The sequence below is a fragment of the Rhodococcus sp. GQ147 genome (assembly GCF_059759155.1).
In genome coordinates this window covers 116,839-132,591 of sequence record NZ_JCAXDU010000012.1, presented here as the reverse complement: position 1 = coordinate 132,591, position 15,753 = coordinate 116,839, and the positions used below count along the sequence as shown (strand labels likewise).

Here is a 15,753-nt window from a genome sequence, read left to right as displayed (position 1 = left end):
CCGGAAACGTCCCGGCCACACGGAATCGTCGATTATGTTACCCGCCGGTAGTAACGGACGCAGTGGTTCTGTGCGTCTGCAGGACGGTACATCGATTCACCAGCTCTTCTCTCAGAGCTGCGGCGCGACGGGTGAGCGCCGACTGCTCGCGGACGTACTGTGCGCGTCCTGCGGCAGTCTCGATCCTGATGGGCGAGTAGCCGTAGTCCTCGAGATCATACGGGCTCGCCCGCATGTCCAATTCACGGGCTGCGGACGCGTGTCGCAGGCACCGCACCGTCAGCTCCGAATCCGTCAGGGGCAGCAGCTTGTACGCCCACTTGTACAGATCCATGCCGGCGTGCAGACAGCCGGGTTGTTCGGTGCGTACCTGCTGGTCGCGGGTCAGTTCGGTGGCGTTGCGTGGGACGGCGTCGGGGGTGAAGAACCGGAACGCATCATAATGGGTGCATCGGAGCTGCATTGATTCCACCACTGTGTCGGTTCCGGTGTGGCCGAGCCGCAACGGCACCGACGAGTGCCGCACCCCGTCGGCTCCCGCCCGGTACACCATCGCCCATTCGTGCAATCCGAAGCAGCCGAGCTGCGGCGGACGGGAGGAGGTCGCGGTGAGCAGCCCCGCGACGAAGTCGACGGTGTCGGCGCGTCGGTCGAGCACCTCCCGGCTCACCCGCACCCCCGGCTGCCCGTCGACGGTGGCCCGTTCGTAGCCGGGATGGTCGCGGTAGCCGCGCACCGCGGCCGCGCCGAGCAGCACGGTGCCGTAGCCGGGATGCCAGCGCCGCAGCTGACTCGGCCGCAGGCTGTAGTAGGTGAACAGGAAGTCGTGCACGGGATGGGTGCGGCCGGCGGCGCGTCGTTCGAGATGCCCGGCGAGCAGCTCGTCCACGGCGGCGTGATGGGCGTCGCGCCGCGCGGTCCACTCGTTCTCGGTGAGGATCGCCGGGCGGTCGGTCACGGACAGGGAGCGGGTCATGGTTCTCGTTCGGTCGATCGGGGTGCGGTGGTGCGGGGGCGGTTGCCCAGCGGATCCGCGACCCGGTGGGTGGCGTCGCGGACCGTTCCGACGAACTCTTCCACGAGGTCCTCGAGCGCGACGATGCCCCGCAGTGCTCCGGTGGTGTCGGTCACCCCGGCCAGATGCGCGTTGCTGCGGCGCAGCGCGGCGAGCGCCTCGTCGAGACCGTCGCCGATCCCGATGGTCGGCAGCTCCCGGATCACCGCGGCGGGGATGACGGTCTCGGGACCGGTGGACTGTTCCCGCACCAGATCGAGCACGTCCTTGATGTGCACATAGCCGGTGATCGTGCCGTCCGGACGGCGGGTGGGATACCGGGAGAAGCCGGTGGTGGTGACCGCGTGCTCGACGTCGCCGAGGGTCGGGCCCGCGCCGGTGTGCGGGACGGTGCGTACCCGAGCGAGCGGGATCATCACGTCGGCGACGGTGCGGTTGCCGGTGGCCAGGGCGCGGGTGAGGCGCTTGTGTTCCTCCTCGTCGAGCAGCCCCTCGGAGCGGGATTCGCCGATCATCTCCGTGAGCTCCACGGCGGAGACGGAGGTGTCGAGTTCGTCCTTCGGGTCGATGCGCGCCGCGCGCAGGGTGGCGTTGGCGCACAGGTTGTAGAAGGCGATGACCGGCCGGGCGGGTCGCATGAACAGCAGGTGGATCGGGACGAGCAGCATCGCGGCGCGTTCCGGGCCGGCGATGGCGATGTTCTTCGGCACCATCTCGCCGAGCAGGATGTGCAGCACCACCACGATCGTGAGCCCGATGGTGAACGCGATGGGGTGCAGCAGCGCGTCGGGCACCCCGGCCGCATGCAGCGGCACCTCGATCAGGTGCGCGATGGCCGGTTCGGCGACGCGGCCGAGCAGGATCGAGCAGATCGTGATGCCGAGCTGGGAGCCCGCGAGCATGAGCGAGAGGTGTTCGCCGGCGTGGATGACGGTGCGGGCCCGGGTCTTGCCCTGGGCGAGCAGCGTCTCGAGCCGGTCTCGGCGGACGGTGATGAGGGAGAACTCGGCGCCGACGAAGAAGGCGTTGCCGGCGAGCAGCAGAACGGCGAGGACGATTCCGAACCAGTCGCTCATCGCTGCGCACCCCCCTCGTCGGCGGCCGGGGCGTCGTCCCTGTCACCGTTGTCGCCGTCGGGGTTCTCGGGGTCGGGGGCGGCGCCGGGCACGAGCAGCACCCGGTCGATGCGGTGCCCGTCCATCTCGAGGATGCGCGCGTACCAGGTGAGGTCGCGTTCGCCGCGGCGCAGCGGCAGCTGGATCTCGTCGTCGACCTCGGGGATGCGGCCGAGTTCGGTGAGGATCAGCCCGGCGAGGGTCTCGTAGTCGCCGTCGGGGGCGCGGTAGCCGGTGAGCTGGGCGAGCTCGTCGGTGCGCAGCAGACCCGTGCACGACCAGCCCTCTCCGTCGCGGTGGGCGTCGAGTTCGGTCTCGTCGTGTTCGTCGCGGACGTCGCCGACGATCTCCTCGACGAGGTCCTCCATGGTGATCAGTCCGGCGGTGCCGCCGTATTCGTCGACGACGAGCGCGACCTGCATGCCGTCCGAGCGCACCCGTTCCATGACGGTGTCGCCGTCGAGGCTGGTCGGCACGGTGGGCACGAGGCGGGCGAGGGCGCCGACGGCGGTGGTGCCGCGCGCCGGGCCGGGCACGGTGAACGCGTGCTTGACATGCACGACGCCGAGCGGGGCGTCGAGGTCGCCGTCGACGATCGGGAAGCGGGAGTAGCCGGTGCGGGCGGACAGTTCGATGAGGTCGAGGACGGTGGCGTTGCGGTCGAGGCTCTCGACGGTGCTGCGCGGGGTCATGAGGTCCTCGGCGGTGCGGTCCCCGAACTGCAGGGATCGGTAGACCAGGCGGGCGGTGTGCTCGTCGAGGGTGCCGCTGCGGGCCGAGGCGCGCACCAGCGAACCGAGCTCCTGCGGGGAACGCGCCGAGCGCAGTTCCTCGGCCGGTTCGATGCCGAAGCGCCGCACGATGTGGTTGGCGGCGCCGTTGAGTCCGAGGATCGCCCAGCGGAACAGCAGGGAGAACGCCAGTTGGAGACCGGCGGTGGCGCGGGCGGTGCCCATGGGCCGGGCGATGGCGATGTTCTTGGGGACCAGTTCGCCGAAGACCATGGAGAAGGACGTGGCGATGAGCAGCGCGAGGACCAGCGAGGCGGTCGAGGCGACGGAGGTGCTCAATCCGATCGCGTCGAACAGCGGGGTGAAGAACTGCGCGAGGATCGGTTCGGCGAGATAGCCGGTGATCAGTGTGGTGATGGTGATGCCGAGCTGGGCGCCGGACAGCTGGAACGACAGGGTGCGGTGCGCGTGCTGGACCTGCCGGGCGCGCCGGTCGCCGTCGTGGGCGTGCGCGTCGACGGCGCTGCGTTCGAGGGCGGTCAGGGAGAACTCGGCGGCGACGAACAGGGCGGTGCCTGCGGTGAGCGCCACGAAGCCGAGGAGCGCGACGATATCGAGCAGGACGGACATCAGAGGCGGTCCTGCCGGGCGGGGTGGTGGCCGGGGTGGTGCCCCGGCCCGATAGAGGATCCTTCCGGCCCGGAGTCGCACTCCGTGCAGGGGGAGGAGGTGTCGGGCGGTGGGGTGGCTGTGGGTGCCGCGGGCACCGGTGTCCTCTCGTCGGGTCCGGTCGCGGACGGTGTCTGCTTGCCGGAAGTGGTTTCGACGGGTACCGATTCTACTGAGGGTGGTTGCCGTGTGTTGCGGTGCCGGTGACGGCGCGGCGCCTACGGTGGGGATCGAGCAGGTGTCCCGGTGGAACGAAGGAGCGTGGATGAGCGGCGGCGAGGGTCCGGAACACGGTGGCGGCGAGCGGGTGCCGAGCCGGTGGGAGGAGATCGTGGCGGAGAATCCGGCGCATTCGTCGTGGTACGTCGAACGGTTCCGTGCGATGGTCGCCCGGGGGCAGGACACTGTCGGGGAGGCCCGGTTGATCGATGCGATGGTGCCGCGTGGGGCGCGGATTCTCGACGCAGGGTGCGGGCCGGGCCGGCTCGGCGGTTATCTGCATCGGGCCGGGCACAGTGTGGTCGGGGTGGATGTCGATCCGGTGCTGATCGCGGCGGCGGAGGAGGATCATCCGGGGCCGAGGTGGCTGGTGGGGGATCTGGCCGAGCTGGATCTGCCGGCCCGCGGTGTCGACGCCGATTTCGATGTGATCGTGTGCGCGGGGAATGTGATGACCTTCGTGGCGCCGTCGACCCGGGTGGCGGTGCTGCGCAATTTCGCGGCGCATCTGGCGCCGCAGGGCCGGGGGGTAATCGGTTTCGGGGCGGGCCGTGAGTATCCGTTCGAGGAGTTCTTCGCCGACGCGCAGCAGGCGGGTCTGGCGGTGCAGGTGCGGTTGTCGACCTGGGATCTGCGGCCGTTCAGCGATGACGCGGAGTTTCTGGTGGCGGTGCTGGGGCGGGCGTAGCCGCGGCGTCGGCGGGGGTGTCGGCGGCCTGGGCGCGGGAGAGCGCCACGGTGGTCACGAGCATCACGACGACGGCGGCGCTGACGAGGATCCGTCCGGAGCCGTCGGTGCGCAGGTGTTCGCCGAGCACCGTCATGCCGAGCACGATCGCGGCGAGCGGTTCGCCGACGGTCAGGGCGGGCAGCGATGCGGTGAGCGATCCGGCCTGGAAGGCGCGTTGCTGCAGGTAGATCGCGGTGGCGCCGGCGGCGACGAGTGTCCAGGTCTGCCACGAGCCGAGCAGCTGCGGGATGCCGTGTTCGGCGAGGTCGGTGACGTGTTTGGTGAACGCGCTGGTCACGCCGTAGAGGACGCCGGCGGCTATCCCGAACGACAGTGCCCGCCGTCGCGGGGAGAGTAGGGCGACGACGACTGCGGCGGCGGTGACGGCGAGCACCGTTCCGAGCGGCAGCGCCCAGCGGGCGGCGGCGGCATCTCCGGTGCCTTCGCTGGGGTTGCCGGCGAGCAGGAAGATCGCCAGCGCCGCGCACAGTGCGCCGGCGAGTAGCCAGGTGGTGCGGGTGACGCGGCGGCCGGTGGTGGCGGCGGCGAGCGGCAACGCGAACAGCAGTGACGCGACGAGCAGGGGCTGGACGAGCAGCACCGATCCGAAGACGAGCGCGATGACCTGCAGTACGTAGCTGCCGCCGTCGCCGAGGATGCCCGCCCACCAGCGGGGGCTGCGCAGCAGCGAGCCGACGAAGGAGTCGGTGTCGGGCACGGCAGCGGCCGAGGTCTGTTGCGCGACACTGCCGACCGCGATGAGCGCGGCGGCGGCGAGTGCGCACAGGACGGCGACTGCTGTGCCCGTCATCGGGTCAGGCCTGCACTTCGGAGCGGTCCCCGCTCCACAGGGTGTGGAACTTGCCGGGCTTGTCGGTGCGCTCGTAGGTGTGGGCACCGAAGAAGTCGCGCTGGCCCTGGGTGAGGGCGGCGGGCAGCCGGTCGGCGCGCAGCCCGTCGTAGTAGGACAGCGACGACGCGAAGGCCGGGACGGGGATGCCGAGTTGGGTGGCGGTGACCACGACGCGCCGCCAGCTGTCGATGCCGATCTCGATGGCGTCGCGGAAGTACGGTGCGAGGATCAGGCTGGGCAGGGCCGGGTCGGCGTCGTAGGCCTCTTTGATGCGGTTGAGGAACTGGGCGCGGATGATGCAGCCGCCGCGCCAGATCGTTGCGAGCGCGGCGCGGTCGACGTTCCAGCCGTATTCGGCGCTGCCGGCGGCGATCTGGTCGAAGCCCTGCGCGTAGGCGACGATCTTCGACGCGTACAGGGCGGCGCGGATGTCCTCGGTGAACTGCGCGGCGTCGGTGGGGGCGGCGCCGAGGTTGCCGGCGGCAAGGCCGCGGGCGGCGGCGCGCTGGTCGCGGGAGCCGGACAGGGCGCGGGCGAAGACGGCTTCGGCGATGCCGGTGACGGGGACGCCGAGGTCGAGGGCGGCCTTGACGGTCCAGCGGCCGGTGCCCTTCTGTTCGGCGGCGTCGACGATGACGTCGACGAGGGGTTTGCCGGTGGTGGCGTCGGTCTGGCGCAGCACCTCGGCGGTGATCTCGATGAGGTAGGACTCGAGGGTGCCGGTGTTCCAGTCGGCGAAGACGTCGGCGATCTGCCCGGCGTCGTAGCCGAGGGCGTCGCGCAGCAGGTGGTAGGCCTCGCCGATGAGCTGCATGTCGGCGTATTCGATGCCGTTGTGCACCATCTTCACGAAGTGGCCGGCGCCGTCGGGGCCGATGTGGGTGCAGCAGGGGGTGCCGTCGACCTGGGCCGCGATGGTTTCGAGCAGCGGGCCGAGCGCCTCGTACGATTCGGCGGGGCCGCCGGGCATGATGGACGGGCCGTTGAGGGCGCCTTCCTCGCCGCCGGAGATGCCGGCGCCGACGAAGTGCAGGCCGCGGGCGCGCAGGGCGGCTTCGCGGCGGATGGTGTCGGTGTAGAGGGCGTTGCCGCCGTCGATGATGATGTCGCCGGGTTCCATCGCGTCGGCGAGCTCGTTGATGACCGCGTCGGTGGCGTCGCCTGCCTTGACCATGATCAGGACGCGGCGCGGCTTTTCGAGGGCGGCGACGAATTCGTCGATGGTTTCGGTGCGGACGAAGGTGCCGTCGCTGCCGTGCTCGGCGAGCAGCGCGTCGGTCTTGGCGATGCTGCGGTTGTGGAGGGCGACGGTGTAGCCGTGGCGGGCGAAGTTGCGGGCGATGTTCGAGCCCATCACGGCCAGTCCGGTCACGCCGATCTGGGCCTGCGGTGTTTCGGTGCGTTCGACGGTCATGGTCTACAGCTTCCCCCGAAACGGGGGCCGATCGAAATCGGGGCGGGCCGAACGGTGCGGCGTGTCGCGGCTCAGTGGCCGAGCAGCAGGGACAGTTCGGTGAGCCAGGGCACCGCCACGGCGATGGTGGGTACGACGAGGATGGCGGCGGCGGCGGTGTAGGCGGCGGCGGAAATGCCGAGGTTGGGCCCCGGTCCGGTGAGGCGCTGCACGCGTAGCACGGTGCTCGGTCCGCCGACGGCGAGGGCGCCGGTGGGGGTGTGGGCGCCGGCGCAGGCGACGAGGGCGCGGGCCAGCGGTGCGGGGCCGGTCTTGCGGACGGCGGAGTCGTCGGCGAGCAGCTCGACGAGCAGTTTGACCGAGCCGAGCGCCGAGCCGGAGCGCACGACGCGGGGGAATGCTTCGTAGACGGCGGTGAACGCCTCGAGGATGAGGTCGTGGCGGGCGCGCAGGTGGGAGTGTTCGTGGCGCAGGATCGCGCGTAGTTCGTCGTCGCCGAGGTTGTCGAGGGTGCCTTCGCTGAGCACCACCCGGTGCCGCAGCCCGGGCAGGCAGTAGGCGATGGGGTCGGCGGTGTCGAGGATCCGCACGTGCGGGTGGTGGCGGACGGCGGCGCCGCTCTCGCGGCGGTCGAGCAGGTCGACGAGCATGCGGTGGCGGGAGCGGCGGCGGCGGGTGCGTACCGCGACGCGCAGCATGGAGAAGGTCAGGCGGGCACCGATGAACAAGGTCAGGGCGAAGACGATGACGTAGGTCAGCCACAGGGGCAGACCGAGGGCGTCGATCTCTTCGAGGGGCCCGGTGGTGGGTCGGCCGTCGGCGCCGGGTGCGAGGAGGCGGGCGGCGATGGCCAGGCCGCAGGAGAACGCGGAGAGCACCGCCGCCAGGGCCACGGACTGCCACAGCACGAGGGCGGCCCGGGGGTTGCGGTGCGGCCAGGTGGCGCGGGCGAGCAGCCCCGGCACCGGACCGGCGAGGAGAAGCGCTGTGGTTCCGAAGAACAGCGCCGTGGTCGCGTTCATGACATCGAGTGTGTCAGCCGGCCCGCTCGGTGTCGTGGCCGGTGCTGTCGTCGCCGTGTTGCGCTTCGAGTTTCGCCAGCGCCGCGCGCAGGGCGGCGGCTTCGTCGGCGCCGACGCGGCCGACGAAGTGGACGAGGGCGGCGGCGCGGCCGGCGGTCTCGTCGGCCTGGTCGAGGGCGTCGACCATGAGGCTGGCGACGAGTTCGTCGCGGCCGTGCACCGGCAGGTAGCGGTGGGCGCGGTCGTCGCGTTGCTGGATGACGAGGTTCTTCTTGGCGAGGCGCTGCAGGACCGTCATGACGGTGGTGTACGCGAGGTTGCGTCGAGCCGAGAGGGCTTCGTGGACCTGCCGGACGGTCTGTGGTTCGGGGGTGGACCACAGGTGGTCCATCACTGCGCGTTCGAGTTCGCCGAGTGCTGCCATGGGTCGATTCTACGGATTTCTCCGACGAATGTGCGTACTACCCCTAGTCGTAGGTTCTGACCTGCAGTGGGACCATCGTCACCTCCGGTGGGGACCTCCGGCGGCGCCGTAAACGTGCCGGGTGCCGATGGGCACGATCAGCGGCCGGTCGGACACCGGATCGTCGATGACCGACGCGTCGAGGTCGAACACCTCGCGCAGCAGTTCCACGGAGATCACTTCCGCGGGCACCCCGGAGGCGACGACGCGGCCGTCCTTCATCACCACCAGATGGTCGCTGTAGCGCACGGCGAGGTTCAGGTCGTGCAGCACCATCACCACGGTGCGGCCGAGTTCGCTGTGCAGCCGGTCGACGAGGTCGAGGACCTCCACCGAGTGCGCCAGGTCGAGATAGGTGGTCGGTTCGTCGAGCAGCAGGATGTCGGTGCCCTGCGCGAGCGCCATGGAGATCCAGGCGCGTTGCCGTTGCCCGCCGGACAGTTCGTCGATGGGCCGGTCGGCGAGGTCGGCGATGCCGGTGCGTTCGAGGGCGATGGCGACCTCGTCCTCGTCGTCGGAGGACCACTGCCGGAACCACGACTGGTGCGGGTGCCGGCCGCGGGAGACCAGATCGGCGACGGTGAGCCCTTCGGGGGCGACGGGGGCCTGCGGCAGCATGCCGAGCACCCGGGCGACCTCGCGGGTGCGCATGGTGGTGATGTCGTGCCCGTCGAGCAGCACGGTGCCGGTGCGGGGCTTGAGCAGCCGGCTCAGCGCGCGCAGCAGGGTGGATTTGCCGCAGCCGTTGGGACCGATGACGGTGGTGACGACCCCGGTGGGGATGGACAGGTCCAGGTCGTCGACGATGAGCCGTTCGCCGTAGCCGAGGCTGATGTGCTCGGCGACCAGCCGCGGCGCCGCGTGCTCGATCGGGCCGGGGGCCGGGGCGGGGGGCAGATGGGTGTCGGTCATCGGGAGACCTTTCGGTTGGAACGCACCAGCAGGTACAGCAGGAAGGGGCCGCCGAGTGCGGAGGTGACCAGGCCGACGGGCAGCGGCACCGGCAGGATGGTGCGGGCGATGAGGTCGGCGGCGACGACGAACAGCGCCCCGGTCAGGGCGGAGGCGATGATCGGGCTGCCCGCCGAGCCTACGAGGCGCAGGGCGATCTGCGGGGCGGCGAGGGCGACGAAGCCGATGGGGCCGGCGGCGGCGGTGGCGACGGCGGCGAGCGCGCACGCCGCGACGAGCAGCAGCGCCTGCTGGGTCTGCAGCTTCACGCCGAGGGAGCGGGCGGTGTCGTCGCCGAGGCGCAGCGCCCCGACGGTGAAGGAGGCGGTCGCGGCCCAGCCGCCGACGAGCAGCAGCGCGATCGCGGCGGGCACCACCTGACTCCAGGAGACACCGTTGAGCGAGCCGGTCAGCCACACCTGGGCGCGGCTGACGTCGTTGATGTCGGCGGAGACGAGCATCCACTGGGTCAGGGCGATGAGCATGGCGTTGATGCCGATGCCGATGAGCACGAGCCGGAAGCCGTCGGCGCCGCGCCGCCAGGCCAGCAGATAGATGACCGTGGCGGTGAGCAGCGCGCCGAGCAGCGCCGACATCGGCAATCCGAGGGTGGCGAGCAGTCCGACGATGGAACCGCCGCTGGTGACGACGATCAGGGCCACGGCGGCAGCGGAGGCGCCGGCGGTGATGCCGAGGATGTCGGGGCTGGCCAGGGCGTTGCGGGACACCGATTGGGTGATGGCGCCGGAGACCGCGAGGGCGGCGCCGACGACCACGGCGGCGACACCGCGCGGCAGGCGCAGGTCGAAGACGATGAACCGGTCGAGGCGTTCCCCGCCGCCGAGGAGCACCTCGACGACCTGCAGGGGGCTGAGCGGGTAGTCGCCGCGGCCGAGGGAGATCGACAGCAGCACCGCGGTGGCGACGACGATCAGCGCGCACACGATGACCATGCGGGCGCGCCAGACGACGGAGACGGAGCCGAGCCGGAAGGCGGGCCGGCCCGGGACGCGGGTGGAGACGTGCGCGGGTGAGCGGCGCTTGTCCGTCGTCGGCTCGTTCGTGTCGAGGGACGGGGTGGGGGTGTCGTTCACAAGGCCACCAGCTTCCGGCGACGGACGAGGGCGATGAAGAAGGGGGCGCCGATGAGGGCGAGCACGATGCCGACCTGCAGTTCGCCGGGGCGCACCACGATGCGGCCGACGACGTCGGCGAGGACGAGCAGTGCCCCGCCGAGCAGCCCGGCATAGGGCACGAGCCAGCGGTAGTCGGGGCCGGTGACCGCGCGGGCGATGTGCGGGACGATCAATCCGACGAAGGCGATGGGTCCGCAGGCGGCGGTGGCGGCGCCGGTGAGCACGGTGATCGCGGCGATGCCGATCACCCGGGTGGTGACGACGTTGGTGCCGAGCGAGCGGGCGACGTCCTCGCCGAGGCTGAGCAGGTTCAGGGCCGGGGTGGAGGCGAGCGCGATGAGCAGTCCGACGACGATGAACGGCAACACCTGCCAGAAGACGTCCATGCCGCGGCCGGCGACGGAGCCGACCACCCAGAAGCGGTAGCCGTCGAGGCTGGTCTGGTCGAGCAGCACGATGGTCTGGATCATCGCCTGCAGGAAGAACGCCACCGCCGCGCCCGCCAACGCGAGACTGAGCGGACTCGAGCCGCCGTTGCCGATGGACGCGAATCCGAACACCACGATGCTGGCGAGCGCGGACCCGGCGAAGGCGAACCACAGATACTGCGCCGGGGTGGAGAGCCCGAACAGGTAGATCGACAGCACCACCAGGAAGGCGGCGCCGGCGTTGATGCCGAGCAGACCGGCGTCGGCGAGCGGGTTGCGGGTGTGCCCCTGGATCAGTGCGCCGGCGACGCCGAGCGCGGTGCCGATCAGCAGCGCGAGCAGGGTGCGGGGGATGCGCAGCGAATGCACGATCACGTCGGTTTCGGAGCCGTCGTTGACGACGAGGGCGTGGAAGACCTCCGCGAAGGTCATCGGGCGGGCGCCGACGGCGATGCTGGCGAGCGCGCCGAGCACCAGCAGTACGAGCAGCGCGGCCAGGCCGAGCAGGCGCCGGCGGCGCAGGGCGGCGACGTTGCCGTCGGTGGGGCGCGGGGTGAACTCGTCGTGGCGGGCGTGGCGTTCGGTGACGATCTCGGTGCCGCGGCGCAGCAGGGCACGGCGGGTGCCGGCCGGTCCGGTGGTGGCGCGGTCGCGCAGCACGAGCCCGGTCCACTGCAGGCCCAGACTTTGGCCGGTGCGGCCGGCGCGGTAGCCGTGGTTCCACCACAGCAGTCCGGCGGCGGCGGCCAGGGCGGCGCCGCCGAAGACGATGCGGTCGGTCTGGCCGCCGCCGTTGGCGTCGGCGAGGGTGTCGACGACGAGGGCGCCGATGAGCAGGGGGATGGCGAGGAGCGCGAGGTCGCACAGGACGGCGGCGATCCGGCGTCCCGGGCGGGGCGGGGCGGTCGGGTCGGCGTCCGGTGGGGCGTGGGGGGTGACGGTCACGGGCGCGGGGTGCTCCTCGGGAAGGCGGTGGTGCGGTTCGGGTCGTCGCGGATCGTGGGGAACGCGAAGGCCTTCGGAGTTAGGTTACGGAATCCTATGTGCCGACGGGAGTAGGGGATGGGGTTGCGCACACCACCCCCGGATGCAATGGTTAGGCTTACCTAATCAAGATTCACCGTCGATCAGGAGGTGTCGGATGACGACGCTGCTGCTGCCGCCCACGGCGGCACCCGTCCGCCCGTTCGAGGACACGCGCGCTCGGCTGCGCGCACTCGCTGCGGGAGCCCCGCGCGTGTATGCGGTGGCCTGTATCGACGAAGAACCCCGCCGCCGCTGGTGGTTCCTCGGCGGCGGTGAACGCCAGCAGCGCATCGAGGCGCTCTACGACCGTGCCCTGCTCGACACCGAGGACCCGCGCATCGCCGTCGAGCAGGTCGCCGGCGCCCTCATCCACGCCGTGGTCGGCCGCGTCCTCGCCCCCTACGCCCTCGAGGGCCGCGTCTGGGATCCGGGTCTGGACAATCTGTGGCTGCACCAGGACAGCGACGGCTGCATCGACTGGGCCGGTCTCGCCGACGACACCCTGCGGGTGCTGCCCGAGGACCGCGCCGTCGGGGAACGCGACGTGGTGGTGCTGCCGTGCGAGCAGGCGATGGCGGTGTGGACCGCGCACCGCGCCGCGACCGCTCTCGATGCCGTCCATCTCGCGCTGCGGTCCCTCGTCCCGCTCGACCGGAACCGCTTCTGGGCGATCGTCGGGCGCACCGTCGTCACCGGCGCCGCCCAGCTACCCGTGCTCGGTGGTGCCTCCCGCCGTACCGCCGCGCGCCGCGGTCAGGCATTGCTCGACGCCTTCGTCGCCGCCGGCTATCCCGTCCGAGGCCTTGCCGGATTAGGGCAGCCTTCCCTATAATCGAATCCGTTCCGACTGCCGGACCGCAGCGGAGTCCTGAGGGCTGCAGTGACTCCCGGTCCCTTCCCGCGGCGGGCCTCACATCCATGTGGGGCCCGCCGTCGTGTGTCCGGAGCACCCCGCGCCCGGCGTGCACGGCAATTCGGTCATGGACGACGCCGGTGCCCGCTTCACACGACGCCGGAGCGAACTCGGCCCCGACGCCACCCCCCCGTGAGGCGATCCGCGCGGTCCTGACGGAACTGCTGCCCCTCGACGAGCAACGACGCGAGGAGACCCAGGTGCTCGGCGCGTTCGGATGGTCCGCGATCACCGGCGGGGGGCATCACCGCCGAGGACACCTTCGCGGCGCCGCGCGCCCTGGCGACCATCGTCGCCGACCAACTCCGGCGGACACGCACCGGCGAGGACGCCGGTGATCCGGAAGCGGGCGCCGATCTCGTCGTCATGGCAGCGGAGGGACTGGCGCAGGGCATGTTGCAGGGATACTCGACCTCACGGACGCCGCTCGACCTCGTCGAGCATCTTCTCGACCGTGTCCTGGGAAGCACCGAGAGATGACCACCCTGTGGATGATCGAAGACCTCGAACCGTGGCCCGACCCGCCTGCTCCCGGCCAGGTGTGTGGACCGACCACCTCCTGGATCACACCGGGCGCGAGCGACTGCATCCGCGAACTCGCGCGGCACGTGCCCGCCCGGGTCGAGCAGGTCACCGTCGACGATCGGGTCGAGCTGCTCGCCCATCTCGGTCACGGCTTCACCACTGTGCTGCCACCGCAGCTCGATACCCTCGGCGACGTCGTGCTCACGGGGCATCTGGTGTGGGACCGCTATCTGTGGATGCTGTACCGCACCCGCCCGCACGGGCGCGCCCGGGTCGCCGAACGGCATCCGGTGATCCAACGAACCAGGAGGATTCCGACCGCGGACGCGGGTTGGTACGGCGTCGAGTACGAGGGCCCGCGGACCGTGCACCGGTTCGGGCCGATCCCCGACGGCCACTCGATCGTCGCCTACGCGCTGCTGGTGACCCTGCAGTGACCACCCCGCTTGCCACGGTCGGAGGTGGGCCGGCCGAAAACCGCCATGTCCTACCATCGTTCGACGGCCACCTGTCCCGGCGGCCGGTCGAGACCACGCACGAACAAGGGAAGCCCGTATGAGCGACCAGTCCACCTCCGCCCCGGCCCAGCACGACGTGCAGGCGATCAACGCCGTCAACGACACCGGCTTCAACACTGCCCTCGGCCTCGAGTTCGTCGAACTCGGCCCCGATCTCGCGCGAGCCCGGTGGACGATCACCCCCACGCAGCACCAGCCCTACGGCATCGTGCACGGCGGGGTGTACTGCGCGGTGATCGAGACCGTCGCCAGCGTCGCCGGCGCCAACTGGTTGGGGGACAAGGGCAACGTCGTCGGGGTCAACAACAACACCGACTTCCTCCGCGCCACCCGCGAAGGGGTCCTCACCGCGACCGGCACCCCGGTCCACCGCGGCCGCACCCAGCAGGTGTGGCGGGTGGAGATCGTCGACGAGCAGGACCGTCTCGTCGCGCAGGGACAGGTGCGCCTGGCGAACATCACGAACGCGGACCGCATCGGGCACTGACCCTGTAGCCGGGCGGCTCCGGCCGGGACACCGCGCCCGGCCGGAGCGCCGACGGTCAGCCCGCAGCCTGCGTCCCGCCGCGGCCCCGCCCGGCCGGCGCCTGTGCGGAGCGGTCCCCGTCCTTCGTCGCGCTCTCGCCGTTCTGCGAGTCGCCGTCGGGTTCGTCCGCGCGCATGTGCTCGAGCGCGATCCGCGCGAACACCTGCTGCTCGGTCGCGGCCATCTCGTTGCGGCCGGTGGAGAAGAACGCCTGCGCCCACGACAACAGCGTCGACAGCTTCGACGAGAACCCCACCAGATACAGCAGGTGGATGAACAACCACGCCACCCAGCCGAGGAACCCGCTGATCTCGAGTTTGCCGACCTTCGCGACCGCACTGAACCGCGAGATGGTCGCCATGCTGCCCTTGTCGAAATACTTGAACGGTTCCCGATGGGTCGGGTCGGCGCCGTCGAGGGAGGCGATGATCTGCCGGGCCGCGTACTTGCCGCCCTGCATCGCCACCTGCGCCAGACCGGGCAGCTTGTTCAGCGACATCATGTCGCCGATGACGAACACGTTCGGATGCCCCGGCAATGTCAGATCCGGCAGCACCTCCACCCGCCCCGCCCGGTCGACCTGCGCCCCGGACTGCTCGGCGAGCTGCTTGCCGAGCGGACTGGCCGACACGCCCGCCGACCACACCTTGCACTGCGACTCGATGCGCCGCTGCGAACCGTCCTTCTCCTTGACGACGAGACCGTCGGCGTCGACATCGGTGACCATCGCGCCGAGCTGGATCTCCACCCCGAGCCGCTCGAGGGTGTTACGGGCCTTGCGGCTGAGTTTGCCGCCGTAGACCGGCAACACATCGGAGGCGCCGTCGAGCAGCACCACCCGCGCCTCGGTCGGATCGATGTTGCGGAAGGTGCCCTTGAGGGTGCGGCGTGAGAGCTCGGCGATCTGCCCGGCCAGCTCCACCCCGGTCGGACCGGCACCGACCACCACGAAGGTCAGCAACCGGGCGCGTTCGTCGTGATCGTGGGACAGTTCGGCCTGCTCGAACGCCCCGAGGATCCGGCCGCGCAGCTCGAGGGCGTCGTCGATGGTCTTCATGCCCGGCGCGAACTCGGCGAACTGGTCGTTGCCGAAGTAGGACTGGCCGGCGCCGGCGGCGACGATGAGACTGTCGAAGGGCGTGGTGGTGTAGCGCTCGAGGAACCGGGAGGTCACCGTCCGGTTCTCCAGGTCGATCCTCTCGACGTCCCCGAGCAGCACCTGCGCGTTCTTCTGTTTGCGCAGCACCATGCGGGTCGCGGGGGCGATGTCGCCGACCGACAGGATGCCCGTGGCCACCTGGTACAGCAACGGCTGGAACAAGTGATGGGTGGTGCGCGCCACGAGCGTGACGTCCACATCGGCACGAGCCAGGGCCTGGGTCCCGAACAGCCCACCGAAACCGGATCCGATCACGACCACACGATGACGGCGGGGTTCGGTCTGCTCGACGCTCATGGATGCTCCTTCACGTTGCCGGATGGATCTTGTCCCCAGTCTT

15 protein-coding genes are annotated in these 15,753 nt (G+C 70.9%); 4 read left to right on the top strand and 11 right to left on the bottom strand.

Annotated elements, in window-relative coordinates; translation table 11 throughout:
• Positions 1-37 precede the first annotated feature (37 nt).
• The 3 genes from AC6CID_RS15330 to AC6CID_RS15320 are packed head-to-tail and all read right to left on the bottom strand — an operon-like array spanning position 38 to position 3,491.
• Positions 38-976 (bottom strand): hypothetical protein, encoded by a 939-nt coding sequence (locus AC6CID_RS15330; RefSeq protein WP_006552755.1) that lies wholly within the window; start codon positions 974-976, stop codon positions 38-40.
• The gene (locus AC6CID_RS15325; protein ID WP_006552756.1) at positions 973-2,091 is read right to left on the bottom strand and encodes a hemolysin family protein; all 1,119 of its coding nucleotides are present in this window, start codon (positions 2,089-2,091) and stop codon (positions 973-975) included. Before AC6CID_RS15325 ends, AC6CID_RS15330 begins: the two co-directional genes overlap by 4 nt.
• Complete coding sequence (locus AC6CID_RS15320; protein ID WP_019289600.1) at positions 2,088-3,491, bottom strand: hemolysin family protein; 1,404 nt, start codon at positions 3,489-3,491, stop codon at positions 2,088-2,090. The genes AC6CID_RS15325 and AC6CID_RS15320 overlap by 4 nt, the downstream gene beginning before the upstream one ends.
• A gap of 304 nt (positions 3,492-3,795) precedes the next feature.
• Between AC6CID_RS15320 and AC6CID_RS15315 the strand changes: the two genes are divergently transcribed.
• Entirely contained in the window at positions 3,796-4,437 is a 642-nt protein-coding gene (locus AC6CID_RS15315; protein ID WP_051121633.1) for a class I SAM-dependent methyltransferase, read from the top strand.
• Here AC6CID_RS15315 and AC6CID_RS15310 read toward each other — a convergent pair.
• From AC6CID_RS15310 to AC6CID_RS15280, 7 genes are all read right to left on the bottom strand, one after another.
• Positions 4,391-5,290, bottom strand: a complete 900-nt coding sequence (locus tag AC6CID_RS15310) for a DMT family transporter (protein WP_220666637.1) — start codon at positions 5,288-5,290, stop codon at positions 4,391-4,393. The two genes, AC6CID_RS15315 and AC6CID_RS15310, sit on opposite strands and share 47 nt — an antisense overlap.
• A gap of 4 nt (positions 5,291-5,294) precedes the next feature.
• On the bottom strand, positions 5,295-6,746 hold the full coding sequence (gene gnd / locus AC6CID_RS15305) for an NADP-dependent phosphogluconate dehydrogenase (RefSeq protein ID WP_482127054.1): 1,452 nt from the start codon (positions 6,744-6,746) through the stop codon (positions 5,295-5,297).
• Positions 6,747-6,817: 71 nt separating this feature from the next.
• Positions 6,818-7,768, bottom strand: a complete 951-nt coding sequence (locus AC6CID_RS15300) for a M56 family metallopeptidase (RefSeq protein WP_498354182.1) — start codon at positions 7,766-7,768, stop codon at positions 6,818-6,820.
• Between the two features lie 13 nt (positions 7,769-7,781).
• Complete coding sequence (locus tag AC6CID_RS15295; RefSeq protein WP_006552762.1) at positions 7,782-8,192, bottom strand: BlaI/MecI/CopY family transcriptional regulator; 411 nt, start codon at positions 8,190-8,192, stop codon at positions 7,782-7,784.
• 78 nt (positions 8,193-8,270) lie between these two features.
• On the bottom strand, positions 8,271-9,143 hold the full coding sequence (locus tag AC6CID_RS15290) for an ABC transporter ATP-binding protein (protein WP_217579744.1): 873 nt from the start codon (positions 9,141-9,143) through the stop codon (positions 8,271-8,273).
• Positions 9,140-10,276 (bottom strand): FecCD family ABC transporter permease, encoded by a 1,137-nt coding sequence (locus AC6CID_RS15285; RefSeq protein WP_482127052.1) that lies wholly within the window; start codon positions 10,274-10,276, stop codon positions 9,140-9,142. The genes AC6CID_RS15290 and AC6CID_RS15285 overlap by 4 nt, the downstream gene beginning before the upstream one ends.
• Positions 10,273-11,691 (bottom strand): FecCD family ABC transporter permease, encoded by a 1,419-nt coding sequence (locus tag AC6CID_RS15280; protein WP_498354181.1) that lies wholly within the window; start codon positions 11,689-11,691, stop codon positions 10,273-10,275. Before AC6CID_RS15280 ends, AC6CID_RS15285 begins: the two co-directional genes overlap by 4 nt.
• A 196-nt stretch (positions 11,692-11,887) precedes the next feature.
• Between AC6CID_RS15280 and AC6CID_RS15275 the strand changes: the two genes are divergently transcribed.
• From AC6CID_RS15275 to AC6CID_RS15265, 3 genes are all read left to right on the top strand, one after another.
• Positions 11,888-12,604 carry a hypothetical protein gene (locus tag AC6CID_RS15275; protein ID WP_006552766.1) on the top strand — a complete coding sequence of 239 codons (717 nt, stop codon included), beginning with the start codon at positions 11,888-11,890 and terminating at the stop codon, positions 12,602-12,604.
• 557 nt (positions 12,605-13,161) lie between these two features.
• Positions 13,162-13,647 (top strand): hypothetical protein, encoded by a 486-nt coding sequence (locus AC6CID_RS15270; protein WP_498354180.1) that lies wholly within the window; start codon positions 13,162-13,164, stop codon positions 13,645-13,647.
• 118 nt (positions 13,648-13,765) lie between these two features.
• Entirely contained in the window at positions 13,766-14,215 is a 450-nt protein-coding gene (locus AC6CID_RS15265) for a PaaI family thioesterase (protein WP_006552769.1), read from the top strand.
• 55 nt (positions 14,216-14,270) lie between these two features.
• On the opposite strand, the gene AC6CID_RS15260 is transcribed toward AC6CID_RS15265, so the two are convergent.
• The gene (locus AC6CID_RS15260; protein WP_217579748.1) at positions 14,271-15,710 is read right to left on the bottom strand and encodes an NAD(P)/FAD-dependent oxidoreductase; all 1,440 of its coding nucleotides are present in this window, start codon (positions 15,708-15,710) and stop codon (positions 14,271-14,273) included.
• Positions 15,711-15,753 lie beyond the last annotated feature (43 nt).

What these genes read in the sequence shown, in the direction of transcription:
- AC6CID_RS15330 (WP_006552755.1), bottom strand. Translation starts at nt 976, where the DNA reads ATGACCCGCTCCCTGTCCGTGACCGACCGCCCGGCGATCCTCACCGAG.
- AC6CID_RS15325 (WP_006552756.1), bottom strand. Translation starts at nt 2,091, where the DNA reads ATGAGCGACTGGTTCGGAATCGTCCTCGCCGTTCTGCTGCTCGCCGGC.
- AC6CID_RS15320 (WP_019289600.1), bottom strand. Translation starts at nt 3,491, where the DNA reads ATGTCCGTCCTGCTCGATATCGTCGCGCTCCTCGGCTTCGTGGCGCTC.
- AC6CID_RS15315 (WP_051121633.1), top strand. Translation starts at nt 3,796, where the DNA reads ATGAGCGGCGGCGAGGGTCCGGAACACGGTGGCGGCGAGCGGGTGCCG.
- AC6CID_RS15310 (WP_220666637.1), bottom strand. Translation starts at nt 5,290, where the DNA reads ATGACGGGCACAGCAGTCGCCGTCCTGTGCGCACTCGCCGCCGCCGCG.
- gnd (WP_482127054.1), bottom strand. Translation starts at nt 6,746, where the DNA reads ATGACCGTCGAACGCACCGAAACACCGCAGGCCCAGATCGGCGTGACC.
- AC6CID_RS15300 (WP_498354182.1), bottom strand. Translation starts at nt 7,768, where the DNA reads ATGAACGCGACCACGGCGCTGTTCTTCGGAACCACAGCGCTTCTCCTC.
- AC6CID_RS15295 (WP_006552762.1), bottom strand. Translation starts at nt 8,192, where the DNA reads ATGGCAGCACTCGGCGAACTCGAACGCGCAGTGATGGACCACCTGTGG.
- AC6CID_RS15290 (WP_217579744.1), bottom strand. Translation starts at nt 9,143, where the DNA reads ATGACCGACACCCATCTGCCCCCCGCCCCGGCCCCCGGCCCGATCGAG.
- AC6CID_RS15275 (WP_006552766.1), top strand. Translation starts at nt 11,888, where the DNA reads ATGACGACGCTGCTGCTGCCGCCCACGGCGGCACCCGTCCGCCCGTTC.
- AC6CID_RS15270 (WP_498354180.1), top strand. Translation starts at nt 13,162, where the DNA reads ATGACCACCCTGTGGATGATCGAAGACCTCGAACCGTGGCCCGACCCG.
- AC6CID_RS15265 (WP_006552769.1), top strand. Translation starts at nt 13,766, where the DNA reads ATGAGCGACCAGTCCACCTCCGCCCCGGCCCAGCACGACGTGCAGGCG.
- AC6CID_RS15260 (WP_217579748.1), bottom strand. Translation starts at nt 15,710, where the DNA reads ATGAGCGTCGAGCAGACCGAACCCCGCCGTCATCGTGTGGTCGTGATC.